This window comes from Azospirillum picis (genome assembly GCF_017876115.1).
Lineage (GTDB): Bacteria > Pseudomonadota > Alphaproteobacteria > Azospirillales > Azospirillaceae > Azospirillum > Azospirillum picis.
In genome coordinates this window covers 16,648-31,002 of record NZ_JAGINO010000029.1, presented here as the reverse complement: position 1 = coordinate 31,002, position 14,355 = coordinate 16,648, and the positions used below count along the sequence as shown (strand labels likewise).

Below are 14,355 nucleotides of genomic sequence, written 5' to 3'. Positions count from 1 at the left end.
CGGCGACTTCAACGTAGGGCGGCGTCAAGCTGCCGAAAGAGCAATGCGCCGATCAGGGTAGGTGACGTGAAGCATCCCCTTTTGCCGCAAGCCGCGCCAAATCCTCCACCGCGCGGCACAGCGCCTCCGGCTGGTGCGCGGCGAAGCCCAGCAGCAGGCCGTTGCCGGCCCCGGCGCCGGGTGCGGAATAGCTTGAGAGCGCTGGCACGGTCAGGCCGACGCGGGCCGCGCGTTCGGAGAGGAGCCGGTCCGGACAGTCCGGCGGCAGCCGCAACAGGACATGCATCCCCGCCTCTCCGGCCTCCGCCTTCGCATCGCCGGCGAAGGCGCGGCCGACGGCGTCCAGGATGACCGACCGCTTGCCGGCATAGAGCGCCCGCATGGTCCGCAGGTGGGAGGCGAAATGACCGTCGGCGAGGAAGCGGTGGAGGGCCGCCTGCGGCACCAGGCTGGTGCCGCCGTCGAAATGGCGGCGTGCGGCACGCACCGGCTCCACCAGATCGGGCGGCACCACCACATAGCCGAGCCGGAGCGACGGGAACATGACCTTGCTGAAGCTGCCGACATAGATGACGCGGCCGGCCCCGTCCAGCCCCTGCAACGCCGCCAGCGGCGGGCCGGCATAGCGGAACTCGCTGTCGTAATCGTCCTCGACGATCCAGGCATCGCGTGCCGCCGCCCAGTCCAGCAGGCCCAGCCGGCGCGCCAGGCTCATCGTCACCCCGAGCGGGAACTGGTGCGACGGCGTGGCCAGCACCAGCCGGGCGTCCGGGCCGCGCGCCATTCCGGCGGCGACGTCGATCCCCTCGCCGTCCACCGGCACCGGCACCAGCCGCGCCCCGGCGCCCAGCAGGGCGGCGCGGTTGCCGGGCCAGCCCGGATCCTCCACCCAGGCGGCATCGCCGGGATCGAGAAGAAGCTGCGCCATCAGCGCCAGCCCCTGCTGCGCTCCCGACACGATGACGACCTGCTCGGCCTCGCAGCGCACGGCACGGACGGCACGCAGGTAGGCCGCGATCTCCGCCCTCAGAGGCGGATGGCCGAGCGGGTCCGGCTCCGCCGCCAGCGACTTCCCGCCCTGGCGCCAGCAGCGGCCGAGCAACTGCGCCCACAGGGCGAAAGGAAAGGCGTCGAGGTCGGGTGTGCCGAGCGCGAACGGCCGTCCCACCCTGTCGCGCGCCAGCGCCGGCGCGCCGGCCAGCATCCGGCCGCGCGTCGACAGGCCGACTCCGCGGCGCACTTCCGACCGCGGCTGGACGCCATCCGGCTTGGCGTCGGGCAAGGCGGAGGCGACGAAGGTTCCGGCCCCGGTCCGGCCCGCGATGTAGCCCTCCGCCAGCAGCGTGTCGTATGCGGTGACCACGGTGTTGCGCGACAGCCCGTGGTCGGCCGCCAATGTCCGGCTGGGCGGCAGCCGCTCCCCCGGCCGCAGCCGGCCATCCAACACCGCCTGCCGCAAGGCAAGGTAGAGCTGGCGGTGCAGCGGTTCGGCGCCATCGCGGTCGAGGGACAGCGGCCCCAGGCTGGAGAGCACCGGCCTCGGCGGACGAGACATGGATTCCTCCCCAATTGGCCCCTTCGGAATCCACATTCCGGACCTTTCGATAGGGCCATTATGCGGGCAAAGCTTGGTCGTCGCAATCGGCGTCGCCCGTCTTCCCCGCGCCGGTCGAGGAAGCCGGTGGCGTCAACCCGTTTCCCTGATGATGCAGAGCCGCCAGACCATGACGAGCATCGACACAGTTCTCCCGGAAGCCACCTTGCCACAGACGCCACGCACCCGCGCGGTGCGGATGGGCGACCGCGGCAGCCATGACAGGGCGCTGATCCAGGCCATCATCGACGAGGCCCCGATCTGCCATATCGGATTCGTCGACGACGCCATCAGGGGTCACGGCTCGCCGTCCCCCGTCGTGATCCCGACCGTTCCCTGGCGGGTCGGGGACGAGTTGATGATCCACGGTGCCTCCTCCAGCCGGATGATCCGGCGGTTGCAGGACGGCGGGGATGCCTGTGTGACGATCTCGCTGATCGACGGCTGGGTGCTGGCCCGCTCGGCCTTCCATCACTCGGTCAATTATCGGTCGGTGATGCTGTTCGGCCGGCCGCGGCTCGTGGCGGAAGAAACGGAGAAGCGGGCGGCGCTCGACGCGCTGATGGAGAAAATCGAGCCGGGACGCAGCGGCCGCGTGCGCGCGCCGAACCCGCAGGAGCTGAAGGCAACCGCCGTACTGGCCTTCCCGATCGCCGAGGCCTCGGCGAAACGGCGCTCCGGCCCGCCGTCCGACGACGTCGAGGACCTGTCACATCCGGTGTGGGCAGGCGTGGTGCCGCTGCGGCTGGTCGCCGGCGAGCCCGAGCGTGACCCGGCGCAGGGGGCGGCGCAGGGGCCGGCGCAGGGGACTGTCGGCTGAGTCCCGGCGATGCCGGTGGAGCGGCCGGGGGTCTGACTGCCCGGAAAAGAAAAAAGGCCGCGACCCGGTGGAGCCGGGCGCGGCCTTTTATCATGCGCGGGATGTCCCGCGGGCGGCTGGCCGTTCCGAAACCCCCGGAACGGCCAGCCGCCCGACCCGTCCTTAGGACGACGGGGCGTTCAGCAGACGCGGCAGGATCTGCGCGCGACGGTTGGACGGCTCGCGGACGTTCGGGCCGGTCTGGACCAGCAGCTGGCTCTCGCCCTTGCCTTCGGTCGTGATGTTGGCAGCCTGGATGCCCTTGGCGACCAGGGCCTTCTTCACCGCGTCGGCGCGACGGATCGACAGCTTCTGGTTGTAGGCCGGCGAGCCCGACGTGTCGGTGTGGCCGACGACGTGGATCTTGGCGCCACCGTTCTTCAGGATGGCCGACACCGCGTCACCGATCACGCGATCGGCGGCCGGGGTGATGGTCGACTTGTCCCAGTCGAAGAACACCAGGTATTCGCTCTGGACCGCGGCGACGGCGGCCGGAGCCGGAGCGGCGGCGGCCGGCGGGCACGGATAGCTGCCCTGGTGGATCACGTAGCCGCCGTCAGCGGTACGGGCGGCGACGTTGCCCCAGCCGATGACCGGGTTGCACCACTCGACGCCCTTGCCGACCAGGCTCGCGTCCTGGGCGTTGGCGGCCGCCGACAGGCCGAAAGCGACGATGGCGGCCGGGATGGCCGCCAGACCCGCGCGAACAATAGTCTTCATTGTCTTCACTCCCTTCCAGAACCCTTCCCCATCAGAGTGCCTGCGGGGGATGAACCTATCAACCGAAGCATCCGCCCACGTGCAAGCGCGGCAGCGACCTTCCCAACATGTGGTGTGCGGCGGTGTTCCGACACCTCAGCCGTTTGGCCGAACCGAACTTGTTCTTGGACCTATGCTCCACTTCCATAGCAGCTTTCCCGGTGGGATTCCGCCAATTCCGTGTAGCGTTGGCTGAGAACCGGAAAAACCGCGAGATCACGTTCCGTCAGCTCGCGAACCGGCCGAGCCGGGCTGCCGGCCCACAAGAATCCGGACGTCACCCGCTTGCCGGGAGTCACCAGCGCACCGGCGGCGACCATCGCCCGCGACTCGACATGGGCCCCATCCAGGATGCAGGCTTTCATGCCGATGAAGCAGCCGTCTTCCAGCGTGCAGGCGTGCAGCAACGCCATATGGCCGACGGTGATGTCGTCCCCGATGTAGGTGCCCTGCCCTTCGGAGGCCACGTGGATCACGGTGCCGTCCTGGATGTTGGTGCGAGCGCCGATTCGGATCTCGTTGACGTCTCCACGCACGGTGCAGCCGTACCAGATGCTGCTGTTCGCCCCGATCACGACATCGCCGATCACCGCCGCCGTTTCCGCGATGAACGCGGTCGGATCGACGGTGGGCAGGATGCCGTTGAAGGCGCGGACAAGGCCAGACATCAGGTCGTACCGAAATCGTGCATGACGGGGCGGATTGAAGCACCGTAAGGCTTAAGGCACCACCTGATTTCGCATTGACAGGTCAAAGCAAATCCCGATTGGTGCCTCCGTGCAACAGTGCGGACAGGGGGCCACAACTCCGTCACAGCCCCGCTGCCGGATTTATTACGGGAACAGCGGCGCCTGATTGATGCCGGTGGTTTCGTCCAGCCCGAGCATGACGTTCATGTTCTGGATGGCCTGGCCGGATGCGCCCTTCACCAGGTTGTCGATGACCGACACGATGATGGCGCCGCGCGGCGTGCGGTCAGCGACCACGCCCATCAGGCAGTGGTTGGAGGCCCGGACATGCCGCGTCGCCGGCACCACGCCCGCCGGTGTGACGCCGACGAACGGTTCGTCGGCATAGCGCTTGGCCAGCGTCGCGCGCAGGTCGTCGGCGGTGATGCCGTCGGCCATGCGGACGTAGATCGTCGCCATCATGCCGCGGTTCATCGGCACCAGATGCGGCGTGAAGGACACGGTGACCGGCCGGCCGGCGGCCAGCCGCAGCTCCTGCTCGATCTCCGGCATGTGGCGGTGGTGCCCGACGCCGTAGGCGTTGAAGCCTTCCGATACCTCGGCGAACAGGTTGGCCTGCTTGGCATCCCGGCCGGCACCCGACACGCCCGACTTGGCGTCGATGATGATGCCGCCGGGCTCGATCAGCCCGTCCATCAGCAGCGGCAGCAGCGGCAGCAGCGAGCAGGTCGGGTAGCAGCCGGGATTGGCCACGACGCGCGCCTTGCGCACGCCCTGCCGGTTGAACTCGGTCAGGCCGTAGGCGACCTCCTTCTGAAGGTCGACCGCCCGGTGTTCATGGCCATACCAGGTGGCGTATTCGACCGGGTCCGTCAGCCGGAAGTCGGCCGACAGGTCGACCACCTTCAAGCCGCTGGGTAGGCCGGAAACCACCTCCTGGGTGGTGCCGTGCGGCAGGGCGCAGAAGACGAAGTCCACCCCGTCCCACTTCAGGTCGTCGATCTTCACCAGGTCGGGCAGGCCATAGCCGCCCAGGTGCGGGAAGACCTCGGCCATCGGCTTGCCGGCCTGTCGCTCTGCGGTCAGGGCGGTGATCGCGACGTTCGGGTGGCGCAGGAGCATGCGCACGAGTTCGGCGCCGGTATAACCGGAGGCGCCAAGAATGCCGACGCGGATCTTCGAGCCGCTGATGGAACTGATCGAGGCCATGGAACCGATGTCCTTCGCTGACGACGGGAGGAACCTTGAGGTTGGGAATCGCGACAAAAAGAAAGGGGCGCCCCTTCCGGGGCGCCCCTCGCTTGTACCGTAAAGCCGCGGGCCCGTGTAGGGATTAGCGCTTCGAGAACTGGAAGCTGCGGCGGGCCTTGGCGCGGCCGTACTTCTTGCGCTCGACCGTACGGGCGTCGCGGGTCAGGAAGCCGGCGGCCTTCAGCGGCGGACGCAGGCCCGGCTCGAAGTAGGTCAGCGCCTTCGAGATGCCGTGACGGACGGCACCGGCCTGGCCCGACAGGCCGCCGCCGGCGACGGTGGCGACGACGTCGAACTGCTCGACGCGCTCAGCCACGTCGAACGGCTGGGCGATCATCATGCGCAGCACCGGGCGGGCGAAATAGACCGTCTGGTCGCGGCCGTTCACGGTGACCTTGCCGGTGCCCGGCTTGATCCACACGCGGGCGACGGCGTCCTTGCGCTTGCCGGTGGCATAGGCGCGGCCCTGGGCGTCCAGCTTCGGAGCGGCCAGCTCCTCGGTGACGGTCGCGGTGGCGGCGGCGCCCGTCAGATCCTTCAGGCCGGAGAGGGTGGTGGTAACCTGAGCCATTTGGATTACGCGCTCCGCTTATTCTTCGGGTTCATGGCAGCGACGTCGAGGACGGCCGGCTGCTGGGCTTCGTGCGGGTGGACGGCGCCCTTGTAGACCTTCAGGTGCGTCATCTGCTGACGGCCGAGCGGACCACGCGGAACCATGCGCTCGACGGCCTTCTCGATCACCCGCTCCGGATACTTGCCGTCCAGGATCTGGCCCTTGGAACGGCCCTTGATCCCGCCCGGATAACCGGTGTGCCAGTAGAAGAAGTCGGCATCGCGCTTGTTGCCGGTCAGCTTCACCTTCTCCGCGTTGATCACGACGACATGGTCGCCGCAATCCATGTGCGGGGTGTAGGTCGGCTTGTTCTTGCCGCGCAGGATGTTCGCCAGGATGCTGGCAAGCCGGCCGAGAACGAGGCCGTCGGCATCGACGACGTACCACTTCTTCTCGATTTCGGTCGGCTTCAGATTGAAGGTCTTCATCGCCACACTCGTTTCTTAGAACACGGATCGGCAGGCCGCCGAATCCGGGGCGCCGAAGCGGACGGCTTTCTACGGGTCGGGGGCTGTCCTGTCAACCGAAAAATTCGTATTTGAAATCAATGTCTTGCCCGCACGGTATTTAAATACCGCATCCTCAAGAGCATTGATTTTGAACGATTTTTCAGAAGGCCTCCCCAGCATGGTAACTGGATACCGCAAGGGCGACGGGGGCATGGGGCGGGATCGAATAGGTGCCGGTGGCATGCGCAACCGGCTCGGGATCGCCATCCGAGAAGATCAGGATCTCGCCGTAAGCCAGCCGTTTCCCCAGCTTCAGCACCCTGGCCTCGGCAATGATGGCAACCGGCGGCGGGCGACGCAGGAAGTTGATAGTCATGCTGGTGGTGACCGCGAGTTCCACCCGCCCGATCAGGCTCAGCACCGCGCCGTAGAGCGCCACGTCTGCCAGCCCGAACATAGCCGGCCCGGTGACCGTACCGCCCGGGCGGACGAAATCGTCCTTGTAAGGCAACCGCAGGCGGATGGTGCCGGCCCCCAGGCTGTCGACGACCACACCGAAGCTGCCGACCAGGGGCACCCCCTCGCGGATCAGGGCATCAAGCTCCTCGACGGTCATGGCCGGAGACGGAACCTGCTTGGAGGGGACGGGCTCGACTGTGGACATGCTTCCTCTGATCGACGGCTATGATCCGACGACCAGACTGTGCGTTAATTCCACCATTCGGGCAAGTATGGTGCTAGTCCGCCGCCCGCGCCTCGGATCCGCCGCCCGCCGCCGCGGCATCGCCGGCCGCGGCGGGCGCAGGGATTGCGGCAGGAGAGGTGACCGCGGGAGGGGCGGCAGGCGCGGTGGACGGCGCAGCGGTGGGCGGCACGCCGGCTCCGGCAGGCGGGGGGAGCGGCTCGACGTCGACGCCCGGCTTGGGGGGTTCGGGTGGTGGTGCGGGCGCCAATGCCGATGGCGCCGGGGTCGCGGCGGGAGCGGCCTCCTCAAGCGTCAGCGGTTCGACCTTGACCGGCGCGCCCTTGGCGACGTCGGCCTTCGCCTGTTCGGCCGCCGTCGGATCGAGGGGCGTCGAATAATCCGGCACGATGCGCGCCTGGTTGCCGGTGATGACGAGCACCTTCTGGCCGATCGGCAGGGGCTTCGGTTCCTTCTGGGTGACGGACAGCAGTTCCGCATTGGGTTTGCGGACGATGTATTCCCAGCCGTTGGTGTCGCCGGCGATGTGCTCCATCGCCGTGCCGAGCAGGCTGCCGATTGCCGTGCCACCGACGGTGCCGAGCGCCGAGTTCATGCCGCCGGAGCCGACCTGTGCGCCCAGGATGCCGCCGGCCGCGCCGCCGCTCACGGCGCCGACGGTGCCGTTGGCGCTGATCGCCACCTGACGGAAGCCGACGACGACCGCCGGCTCGACCTTGTTCGCCTGCTGAACGGCGCTGGCCGAGTAGGTGTTGGGGGAATAGTCGGAGGAGCAGCCCGCGAGGCCAGCGGCAGCGGCGACGAGCAAGCTGAAGGAGATCGATCGGAGCACGAGGGGTTCCATCCGTATTGAAGCCCGCCCCGTCTCTTACGGCAATGCCTCCGGTCAGTCACCGGGCAAAATCCGGACAATGCCGGAAAGCAGGCTTGCGGCCACAGGATGGCGGGCGGCGTCCGATGACCGGCTGGCGGGTGACGACTGCGCCCGCGCACTGTTGGGGACGGTGTGGCCACAACCGGGAGAACCGCGATGAACGACGCCTCCAAACACGGCAAGCCGGAGCACGGCAAGGACAAGCCGGCCGCCGGCCGTCCCGCCGAGGCCGGCGAAAGCCGCGAAAAGACCCTGACCGAGAAGTCGGAGGACGCTGCGGGCGGCGCCAACAGGAAGACCCCCGGCCCGATCTACGACGTCTGACGGCCCCGGCGTCCGGTGAAAATCCGGCACAACGGAAAAAGCGGCCGGGAAGGCATCCGCCTCCCCGGCCGCTTTCGCGTCCGCGGGGCTTAACGGCCGGCGGTCTGGTTGCCAGCCTTCAGCGACAGGTATTTCAGCGTGAGGGTCGGGACGTTCTCGATCACCCAAGAGGCCATCGCCTCCTCCTCGCGCAGCGACCTCTCCAGCAACGGCACCGCGAAGGCGAAGGAGCCGGCGTCGGCGACGGTCAGCAGCGAGCGGTAGCTGGCCACCTCGAAATTCTCGAAGGCGAAGTTGGCGAAGGAATTCTTGAGAATCTCGTCCTCGGCAAAGGTATGGCCGAGGGCCGCCAGATTGCCCATGATCGACAGGGCGGCGTCCTTCAGGCCGGAGTGGCTTTCCTGCAGCTTGTCGAGGATCTCCTCGATGCGGGTGATCTGTCCCTCCGTTTCGCCGCGATGGAGCCGCAGATGGTCGGCAACCTCGGGATAGTTGACCAGCCGGTCCAACTGCCGGTCCATCAATGCCAGCGCCTGCTGCTCCAGGGCATGTGCGTTCCGCAGGCCGGTTACGAACAGGTCGCGCGTGAGGTCCGCGGGATAGGCGGCCATGGGTCTTCTCCTGTGTTTGCGGTGCTCGGGGTGACTCGATGCCCTCAGGCCAACAGCGCGGCCACCGGTTCCACCCCACCCGTCGTCCGAGGTAACCGATGGGTGCAAGGCCGTATGCCTCCGACCGATGCCGCCCGGATTGCTCCCACCAGGACACGGGCGAGCGGTTGCCGGCAGGGGCGTGCCGACGGGTTAATAGCGATGCCGGTCACCTGGGAACCGCCGCCGCCAAGCCGCCTTCGGAAACCGCCTTCGGAAACCGCGCCGGGAGACCTCGCGCCATGAACCCTGCCCGGCCCCGATCGTTGGGTGTCCTGATCGCGCTGGTGATTCTGCTTGCCGGTGTGGCCGCGTGGCGCAGGATCGAGCCGGTCGACCTGTCCGGCTGGCGGGCGGAACGGCTCGCGACCTTCAAGTCCTGGCAGACCCTTCCGGTCTCCGCCGACGGCCCCCCTGCCCTGGAGATCTGGGATCATCCCGACGCCCCCGTCCTGGTCGTCGTGCCGGCAGGGCAATTCGTCAGGGGCTCGCCGCCGACCGAGGAAGGACACTTCCCCGAGGAATCACCGCAACGGACCGTCTCCATCCCACGCCCGCTCGCCATCGGCAGATACCCGGTCACCCGCGCGGAATACGGCCGCTTCATCGAGGACAGCGGCTACCAGCCGAAAACGCGCTGCTACGGCTATGCCGGAGAGACCGAGCTGAAGAAGCGCTGGCACTTCTCCTGGCACGACCCGGGCTTCGGGCAGACGGACCGCGACCCGGCCGTCTGCATCGGCTGGTACGACGCGAAGGCCTATGCCGCGTGGCTCAGCAGCCGGACCGGTGAACGCTACCGGCTGCCGACCGAAGCGGAATGGGAATATGCCGCCCGCGCCGGCACCTCGTCCGCCCGCTGGTGGGGGGAAAGGGCATCGGACGGCTGCGACGCCGCCAACGTCGCCGACCTGACCGCCAAGGACCGCTTCACCGATTGGCAGGTCGCGCCATGCCGGGACGGCGCGCTGTTCACCGCCCCCGTCGGCTCCTACCGTCCGAACGCCTTCGGGCTTTACGACATGCTGGGGAATGTCTGGCAATGGGTCGAGGATTGCGCGGCCGACGGCTACGGCGATGCGCCGGCGGATGGCTCCCCGAACCTCGCCGGCAACTGCCGCCGGCGGATGATGCGGGGAGGATCATGGCACAGCAACCCGCGCTATGCCCGTTCGGCCAGCCGCCGCGCCGAGGACGCCGAGATCGGCTATGCCGCCTACGGCATCCGCGTGGTGCGCGAGCTGGCTCCGACCGGGCCGTCTCCCGGCGGCTCGTCCGGCCGGTCGGCCGCGCTGGAACCCGGCAGCCGGCCGGCGCACCCCGCGCGGTGAGTGGCCCTAGGCCTGGGCCGGCTGGCCGTTCGATGCTGACAGCCCGCCGTCCACCGCCATGTTGATGCCGCTCACGAAGCTGGCGTCGTCGCTGGCGAGGAAGGCGATCACCGCCGCGACCTCCTCCGGCTCGCAGACGCGGCCCAGCGGGATGCGCTCCTTGAACTTGTCCACCAGCGCCTCGTCCTTCAGCATGTCCACCGTCATTCCGGTACGCGTCAGGGTGGGACAGACCGAATTGACCCGGATGCCCCTGGCGCCGAGGTCGAGCGCCAGCGCGCGCGTCAGGTTCACCACCGCCCCCTTGGCCGCGTTGTAGGGGCTCATGCCCCAGTCGCCGCCGGTGCCGGAGACCGAAGCGGTGTTGATGATGCAGCCGCGCGTCTTCTCCAGGTGCGGCAGGGCGGCGCGGCAGCCGAAGAAGACGCCGTCCACGTCGGTGGCAATCACCCGGCGCCAGCTTTCGTTGTCGATTTCCTCCGGCTTGCCGGCGGCATGGACGCCGGCATTGTTGACGATCACGTCGAGCCTGCCGAAGCGCCCGGCCACCGCGGCGACCATCGCCTCGACCGCCCCGCAGTCCGAGACGTCGACGACATGGACGACGCTGCGGTCGGACGGCAGGTCGGCTGCGACGCGCCGCACGGCCTCCCCGTCGCGGTCGACGAGGGCGACCATCGCGCCCTCGCGCGAGAACCGCCGCGCCGTCGCCTCCCCCATGCCGGAGCCGGCCCCGGTGACGATCACCGCCTTGCCCTCGAAACGATGCATGGTTCCAATCCCTTCCGCTGGTGGGTTTCGCCGTCCCAACAGAAGCGGACCGCCGCCGTTGCGGCATGGTTGCCGCATGGCAGCCTCCAGCTTGGCCTTCCGACCTCGATGCCGTCGGTCGCCATCACGTCCGCCCCGTCCGCCGCGATCTGGCCCAAAATGGTCCTGTTGCCGGGCCACACCTCGGCCGGCGTCCCGGCGAAACCGGCACGGGCGAACTTCCCATTGGCGCCGCCGGGGTCGACCACCACGCGGGTGGTCCGGCTGGTCGATCCTCTCGACGGTCGTGAGCCGCTCCTTGGCGGCACAGCGCGCGCTTGGGCGCTTGCCGTCGCTGGCGTTGGGAATGGAGAAGTCGCCCGCCGCGGCAATGGCGGGCCGCCCGGCCACGGGCTTTCAGGCGTTGGCCCGCAGCACCGCCAGCCCTTCCAGCGTCCGGACCGCATGGTCGAGGAAGGCCCGCACCCGACCGGGCATCCACCGCGCCGAAGGCACCACCACCTGCACCGGCAGGGGCTCGGGCTCGGCCTGTGGCAGCAGGCGCACGAGGGTGCCGGCTGCGAGGTCCTCGGCCGCCTGATAGGACAGCGGCCGGGCGATGCCCACCCCCTCGCGGGCCGCGAGCAAGGCCGGTTCGATGTGGCTGACGGCAAGGCACGGGGTGACGCGGATCAGCCGCTCCCGCCCACCGACCAGGAAGCGCCAGTCCGGCGGGCCAGGACGGGCCGTCGAGAGGATGAGGTCATGATGGGCCAGATCCTCCGGCGACACCGGCATGCCGCGCCGGTCCAGATAGGCGGGACTGGCGACCAGATAGCGCCCGACCTGCCCCACCCGCTTGGCGACGAGGCCCGAATCGGGCAGCGGCCCGATGCGCACGGCGACGTCCAGTTCCTCCTCGATGAAATCGAGGTTGCCGTCCGACAGCACCAGCTCGATCCGGATGTCCGGATAGGCGCGCATGAAGTCCAGGACGAGTGGCGTCACATGCTTGCGGCCGAACATCACGGGCGCCGTGACGCGCAGCCGCCCCCGCAGCGGCCGGTCGGTGCCCGTGGCGGCCAATGCCTCGTCATAATCGGCAAGCAGGCGGCGTGCCTGCTCCGCAAGCCGGCGGCCGGCATCGGTGGCGGCGAGGTTGCGGGTCGTCCGCTCGATCAGGCGGACGCCCAGCCGCTCCTCCAGTCCCGACAGCGCACGGGTGACGGCAGGCGCCGACCGGCGCAGCCGCTTCGAGGCGGCGGCGAGGCTGCCGGCGTCCAGGATCGCAACGAAGATTGCCAGTTCGTCGAGCCGATCCATCATTCTTCCAGTTTCCGAAACGGTCTATTCTGATCAAACCCCATTCCTGCAAGACCGCACAAGTGGTGGAGTGGGCCGGTCGCCTGCACAGCCGAGGAGGAATGGCCGTGGCTGCCCCTGACATCACGCTTTACGGAACGCCCTTGTCGGGTCACGCCCATCGGGTGGAGGCGTTCCTGAACATCCTGGCTCTTCCCTATCGCACCGTCGAGGCCGATGCCGCGATGCGGCGCAGCGCCGAGTTCCGGGCGCTCAATCCGTTCGGCGAGATCCCGGTGCTGGTGGACGGCGACCGCGTTCTGGCCGACTCCAACGCCATCCTGGTCTATCTTGCGGAACGCTACGACGCGGCCGGCCAATGGAACCCCGGCGGAGCGGACGCCGCCACCAGCGTTCAGCGCTGGCTGTCGGTCGCGGCCGGCGAGCTGCGTTTCGGGCCGGCGCTCGCCCGGATCCTCACGAGATGGGGAGGACCGGGCACGCTTGCCGACGCGCAGGCGCTCGCCCTGCGGCTGCTCGATGCCATGGAGCGGCATCTGGCCGACCGTGACTGGCTGGCGGCCGGACACCCGACGATCGCCGACCTCGCCTGCTACGCCTACGTCGCCTGCGCGCCCGAGGGCGGCGTTCCGCTTGCCCCCTACCCGGCGGTGTGCCGCTGGCTGAAGCGGGTCGAGGCGATCCCCCGCCTGCCGCCGATGCCCGGCAGCGCAACCGCCGACGGCTCCGGGCGGTAGCCCCGGCCGGAGATGCAGGCCGCTGCCCTGGCGGAGCGCCGCATCGCGCCGCGACGTTCCGTCCTCTGGCGCAACCGTCACGGTACCATCGCCAAGCGCCGCGAACTGTGCTTCGATGACGGTTCCGTGACACTGAACGATGGGTATGTCGATGCGCAAATCCGCCGAATCCGGGCGCTGGTCGCTGCTGTCCGGTGCGGTTGTCCTTTCGCTGCTGGCCGGCCCGGCGCTCGCCGCCGATCCCGTTCCGCAGAACGACCTGCTGAACGCCGAGCTGTGGATGCAGAATTCGGTGGAATACAAGGCCAATGCGCTGGCGGTCTATGCCCTGGCCAAGATCCGCCTGGATCAGGCGCTGGCCGAGAAGAGCTGGACCGCGGCGACCGAGCAGACCGGCGCCTACCAGGAACTCCCGCCGGCAGTGATCCTGGATCTCGACGAGACGGCGATGGACAACTCGGCCTACCAGACGGGGCTGGTGGCCACCGGCACGGATTTCTCGCCCAAGACCTGGGACGCCTGGGTGCGGGCGGAGAAGGCGACGGCGGTGCCGGGCGCGGTCGAGTTCACGCAATATGCCGATTCGAAGGGCGTGAAGGTCTTCTACGTCACCAACCGCAGCGCCGACCAGGAGGAGCCGACCCGCCGGAACGCCCAGGCGCTGGGCTTTCCCATGGGCGGCAACGTCGACACCTTCCTGATGTCGAAGGAGAAGCAGGAATGGGGATCGGCGAAGAGTGCGCGCCGCGCCTACATCGCCAAGGACTATCGGATCGTCCTGCTGTTCGGCGACAACTTCAACGACTTCACCGATGCCGCCAACGGCGGCGAAGCGGAACGGGCCAAGGCCTATGAGGCGGCCAAGGAGCATTTCGGGCGCGACTGGATGATGCTGGCCAATCCCGGGTACGGCTCGTTCGAGAGCGCGCCCTACGGCCACAATTTCAAACTGTCAGCGGACGAGAAGCGGGCCAAAAAGATCGGAGCGCTGGCGCCGTGGACGGCGCCCGCACAATAACGGAGCGTTGCTGCGCGGGGTTGGCGGTCGACAGGGTGCGCCGTTCTCAGAAGAACAGGCGCACCGCCTGCACGATAACGACCCACGGCGCACCGATCATCACCGTCCAGACCGCCACCCGCGGAAGGCCACGCAGCTTGCGGACCTGCGGTTCGGCGGACGGGGCGGCTTCGAAGGAGGTGGCGTTGTAGATCGACATGGCTTGCAGCTCCATGAGCCAGATGACGGTGAGGTCATCATGCGGTTTCGATCCTTAACGACTGTTAAAGAGGGCCGCCAGCCAAGTCGACGTTTGTGCGTTACCTCCACCGGCTAAGCATACTCCAGTCGATCTTCCGGCCAGGATTTGGGTGCTGGCGGCCGGTGGACGGCCGGTCCGCCGGAAGATGGACGACGGCCCCATCCGGCGCCGCGCCTCCGCACGGCGGGGC

The 14,355-nt window shown here is 68.7% G+C and carries 17 protein-coding genes; 5 read left to right on the top strand and 12 right to left on the bottom strand.

Annotated elements, in window-relative coordinates:
* Nucleotides 1-52: 52 nt before the first annotated feature.
* Nucleotides 53-1,555 carry a MocR-like pyridoxine biosynthesis transcription factor PdxR gene (gene pdxR / locus J2850_RS27735; RefSeq protein WP_209989541.1) on the bottom strand — a complete coding sequence of 501 codons (1,503 nt, stop codon included), beginning with the start codon at nt 1,553-1,555 and terminating at the stop codon, nt 53-55.
* Nucleotides 1,556-1,724: 169 nt separating this feature from the next.
* Here pdxR and J2850_RS27730 point away from each other — a divergent pair, with 169 nt between their 5' ends.
* Nucleotides 1,725-2,414 carry a pyridoxamine 5'-phosphate oxidase family protein gene (locus tag J2850_RS27730; RefSeq protein ID WP_209989539.1) on the top strand — a complete coding sequence of 230 codons (690 nt, stop codon included), beginning with the start codon at nt 1,725-1,727 and terminating at the stop codon, nt 2,412-2,414.
* A 162-nt stretch (nt 2,415-2,576) separates the two neighbouring features.
* Here the strand turns inward: J2850_RS27730 and J2850_RS27725 are convergent, their stop codons facing one another.
* The 7 genes from J2850_RS27725 to J2850_RS32140 all read right to left on the bottom strand — a co-directional run bounded on the left by J2850_RS27725 (nt 2,577) and on the right by J2850_RS32140 (nt 7,749).
* Entirely contained in the window at nt 2,577-3,173 is a 597-nt protein-coding gene (locus J2850_RS27725; RefSeq protein WP_209989536.1) for an OmpA family protein, read from the bottom strand.
* 170 nt (nt 3,174-3,343) lie between these two features.
* The gene (locus J2850_RS27720) at nt 3,344-3,880 is read right to left on the bottom strand and encodes a gamma carbonic anhydrase family protein (RefSeq protein WP_209989533.1); all 537 of its coding nucleotides are present in this window, start codon (nt 3,878-3,880) and stop codon (nt 3,344-3,346) included.
* Between the two features lie 165 nt (nt 3,881-4,045).
* Complete coding sequence (gene argC / locus J2850_RS27715; protein WP_209989529.1) at nt 4,046-5,110, bottom strand: N-acetyl-gamma-glutamyl-phosphate reductase; 1,065 nt, start codon at nt 5,108-5,110, stop codon at nt 4,046-4,048.
* A 124-nt stretch (nt 5,111-5,234) separates the two neighbouring features.
* Complete coding sequence (gene rpsI / locus J2850_RS27710) at nt 5,235-5,723, bottom strand: 30S ribosomal protein S9 (protein WP_246513643.1); 489 nt, start codon at nt 5,721-5,723, stop codon at nt 5,235-5,237.
* Between the two features lie 5 nt (nt 5,724-5,728).
* The gene (gene rplM, locus J2850_RS27705; protein WP_209989527.1) at nt 5,729-6,193 is read right to left on the bottom strand and encodes a 50S ribosomal protein L13; all 465 of its coding nucleotides are present in this window, start codon (nt 6,191-6,193) and stop codon (nt 5,729-5,731) included.
* 181 nt (nt 6,194-6,374) lie between these two features.
* Entirely contained in the window at nt 6,375-6,878 is a 504-nt protein-coding gene (locus J2850_RS27700) for a PaaI family thioesterase (RefSeq protein ID WP_246513641.1), read from the bottom strand.
* A gap of 73 nt (nt 6,879-6,951) precedes the next feature.
* Nucleotides 6,952-7,749, bottom strand: coding sequence for an outer membrane lipoprotein (locus J2850_RS32140; RefSeq protein WP_307354563.1), 798 nt, complete (start codon nt 7,747-7,749; stop codon nt 6,952-6,954).
* A 198-nt stretch (nt 7,750-7,947) separates the two neighbouring features.
* Between J2850_RS32140 and J2850_RS27690 the strand changes: the two genes are divergently transcribed.
* A complete protein-coding gene (locus J2850_RS27690; RefSeq protein ID WP_209989521.1) occupies nt 7,948-8,115 on the top strand; it encodes a hypothetical protein in 168 nt (55 codons plus the stop codon).
* An 89-nt stretch (nt 8,116-8,204) separates the two neighbouring features.
* Here J2850_RS27690 and J2850_RS27685 read toward each other — a convergent pair whose 3' ends face one another.
* Nucleotides 8,205-8,726, bottom strand: a complete 522-nt coding sequence (locus J2850_RS27685) for a ferritin-like domain-containing protein (protein WP_209989517.1) — start codon at nt 8,724-8,726, stop codon at nt 8,205-8,207.
* 281 nt (nt 8,727-9,007) lie between these two features.
* Here J2850_RS27685 and J2850_RS27680 point away from each other — a divergent pair, with 281 nt between their 5' ends.
* Nucleotides 9,008-10,096 (top strand): formylglycine-generating enzyme family protein, encoded by a 1,089-nt coding sequence (locus J2850_RS27680; RefSeq protein WP_209989515.1) that lies wholly within the window; start codon nt 9,008-9,010, stop codon nt 10,094-10,096.
* A 6-nt stretch (nt 10,097-10,102) separates the two neighbouring features.
* On the opposite strand, the gene budC is transcribed toward J2850_RS27680, so the two are convergent.
* Both budC and J2850_RS27670 read right to left on the bottom strand, forming a co-directional pair.
* Nucleotides 10,103-10,867 (bottom strand): meso-2,3-butanediol dehydrogenase, encoded by a 765-nt coding sequence (gene budC / locus J2850_RS27675; RefSeq protein WP_209989512.1) that lies wholly within the window; start codon nt 10,865-10,867, stop codon nt 10,103-10,105.
* A 396-nt stretch (nt 10,868-11,263) separates the two neighbouring features.
* Nucleotides 11,264-12,172, bottom strand: a complete 909-nt coding sequence (locus J2850_RS27670; RefSeq protein ID WP_246513639.1) for a LysR family transcriptional regulator — start codon at nt 12,170-12,172, stop codon at nt 11,264-11,266.
* Between the two features lie 98 nt (nt 12,173-12,270).
* On the opposite strand from J2850_RS27670, the gene J2850_RS27665 reads away from it, so the two are divergent.
* Entirely contained in the window at nt 12,271-12,906 is a 636-nt protein-coding gene (locus tag J2850_RS27665; RefSeq protein ID WP_209989509.1) for a glutathione S-transferase family protein, read from the top strand.
* Nucleotides 12,907-13,051: 145 nt separating this feature from the next.
* Complete coding sequence (locus tag J2850_RS27660) at nt 13,052-13,924, top strand: 5'-nucleotidase, lipoprotein e(P4) family (RefSeq protein WP_246513637.1); 873 nt, start codon at nt 13,052-13,054, stop codon at nt 13,922-13,924.
* Between the two features lie 46 nt (nt 13,925-13,970).
* Here the strand turns inward: J2850_RS27660 and J2850_RS27655 are convergent, their stop codons facing one another.
* Nucleotides 13,971-14,123, bottom strand: coding sequence for a hypothetical protein (locus J2850_RS27655; RefSeq protein ID WP_209989507.1), 153 nt, complete (start codon nt 14,121-14,123; stop codon nt 13,971-13,973).
* Nucleotides 14,124-14,355 lie beyond the last annotated feature (232 nt).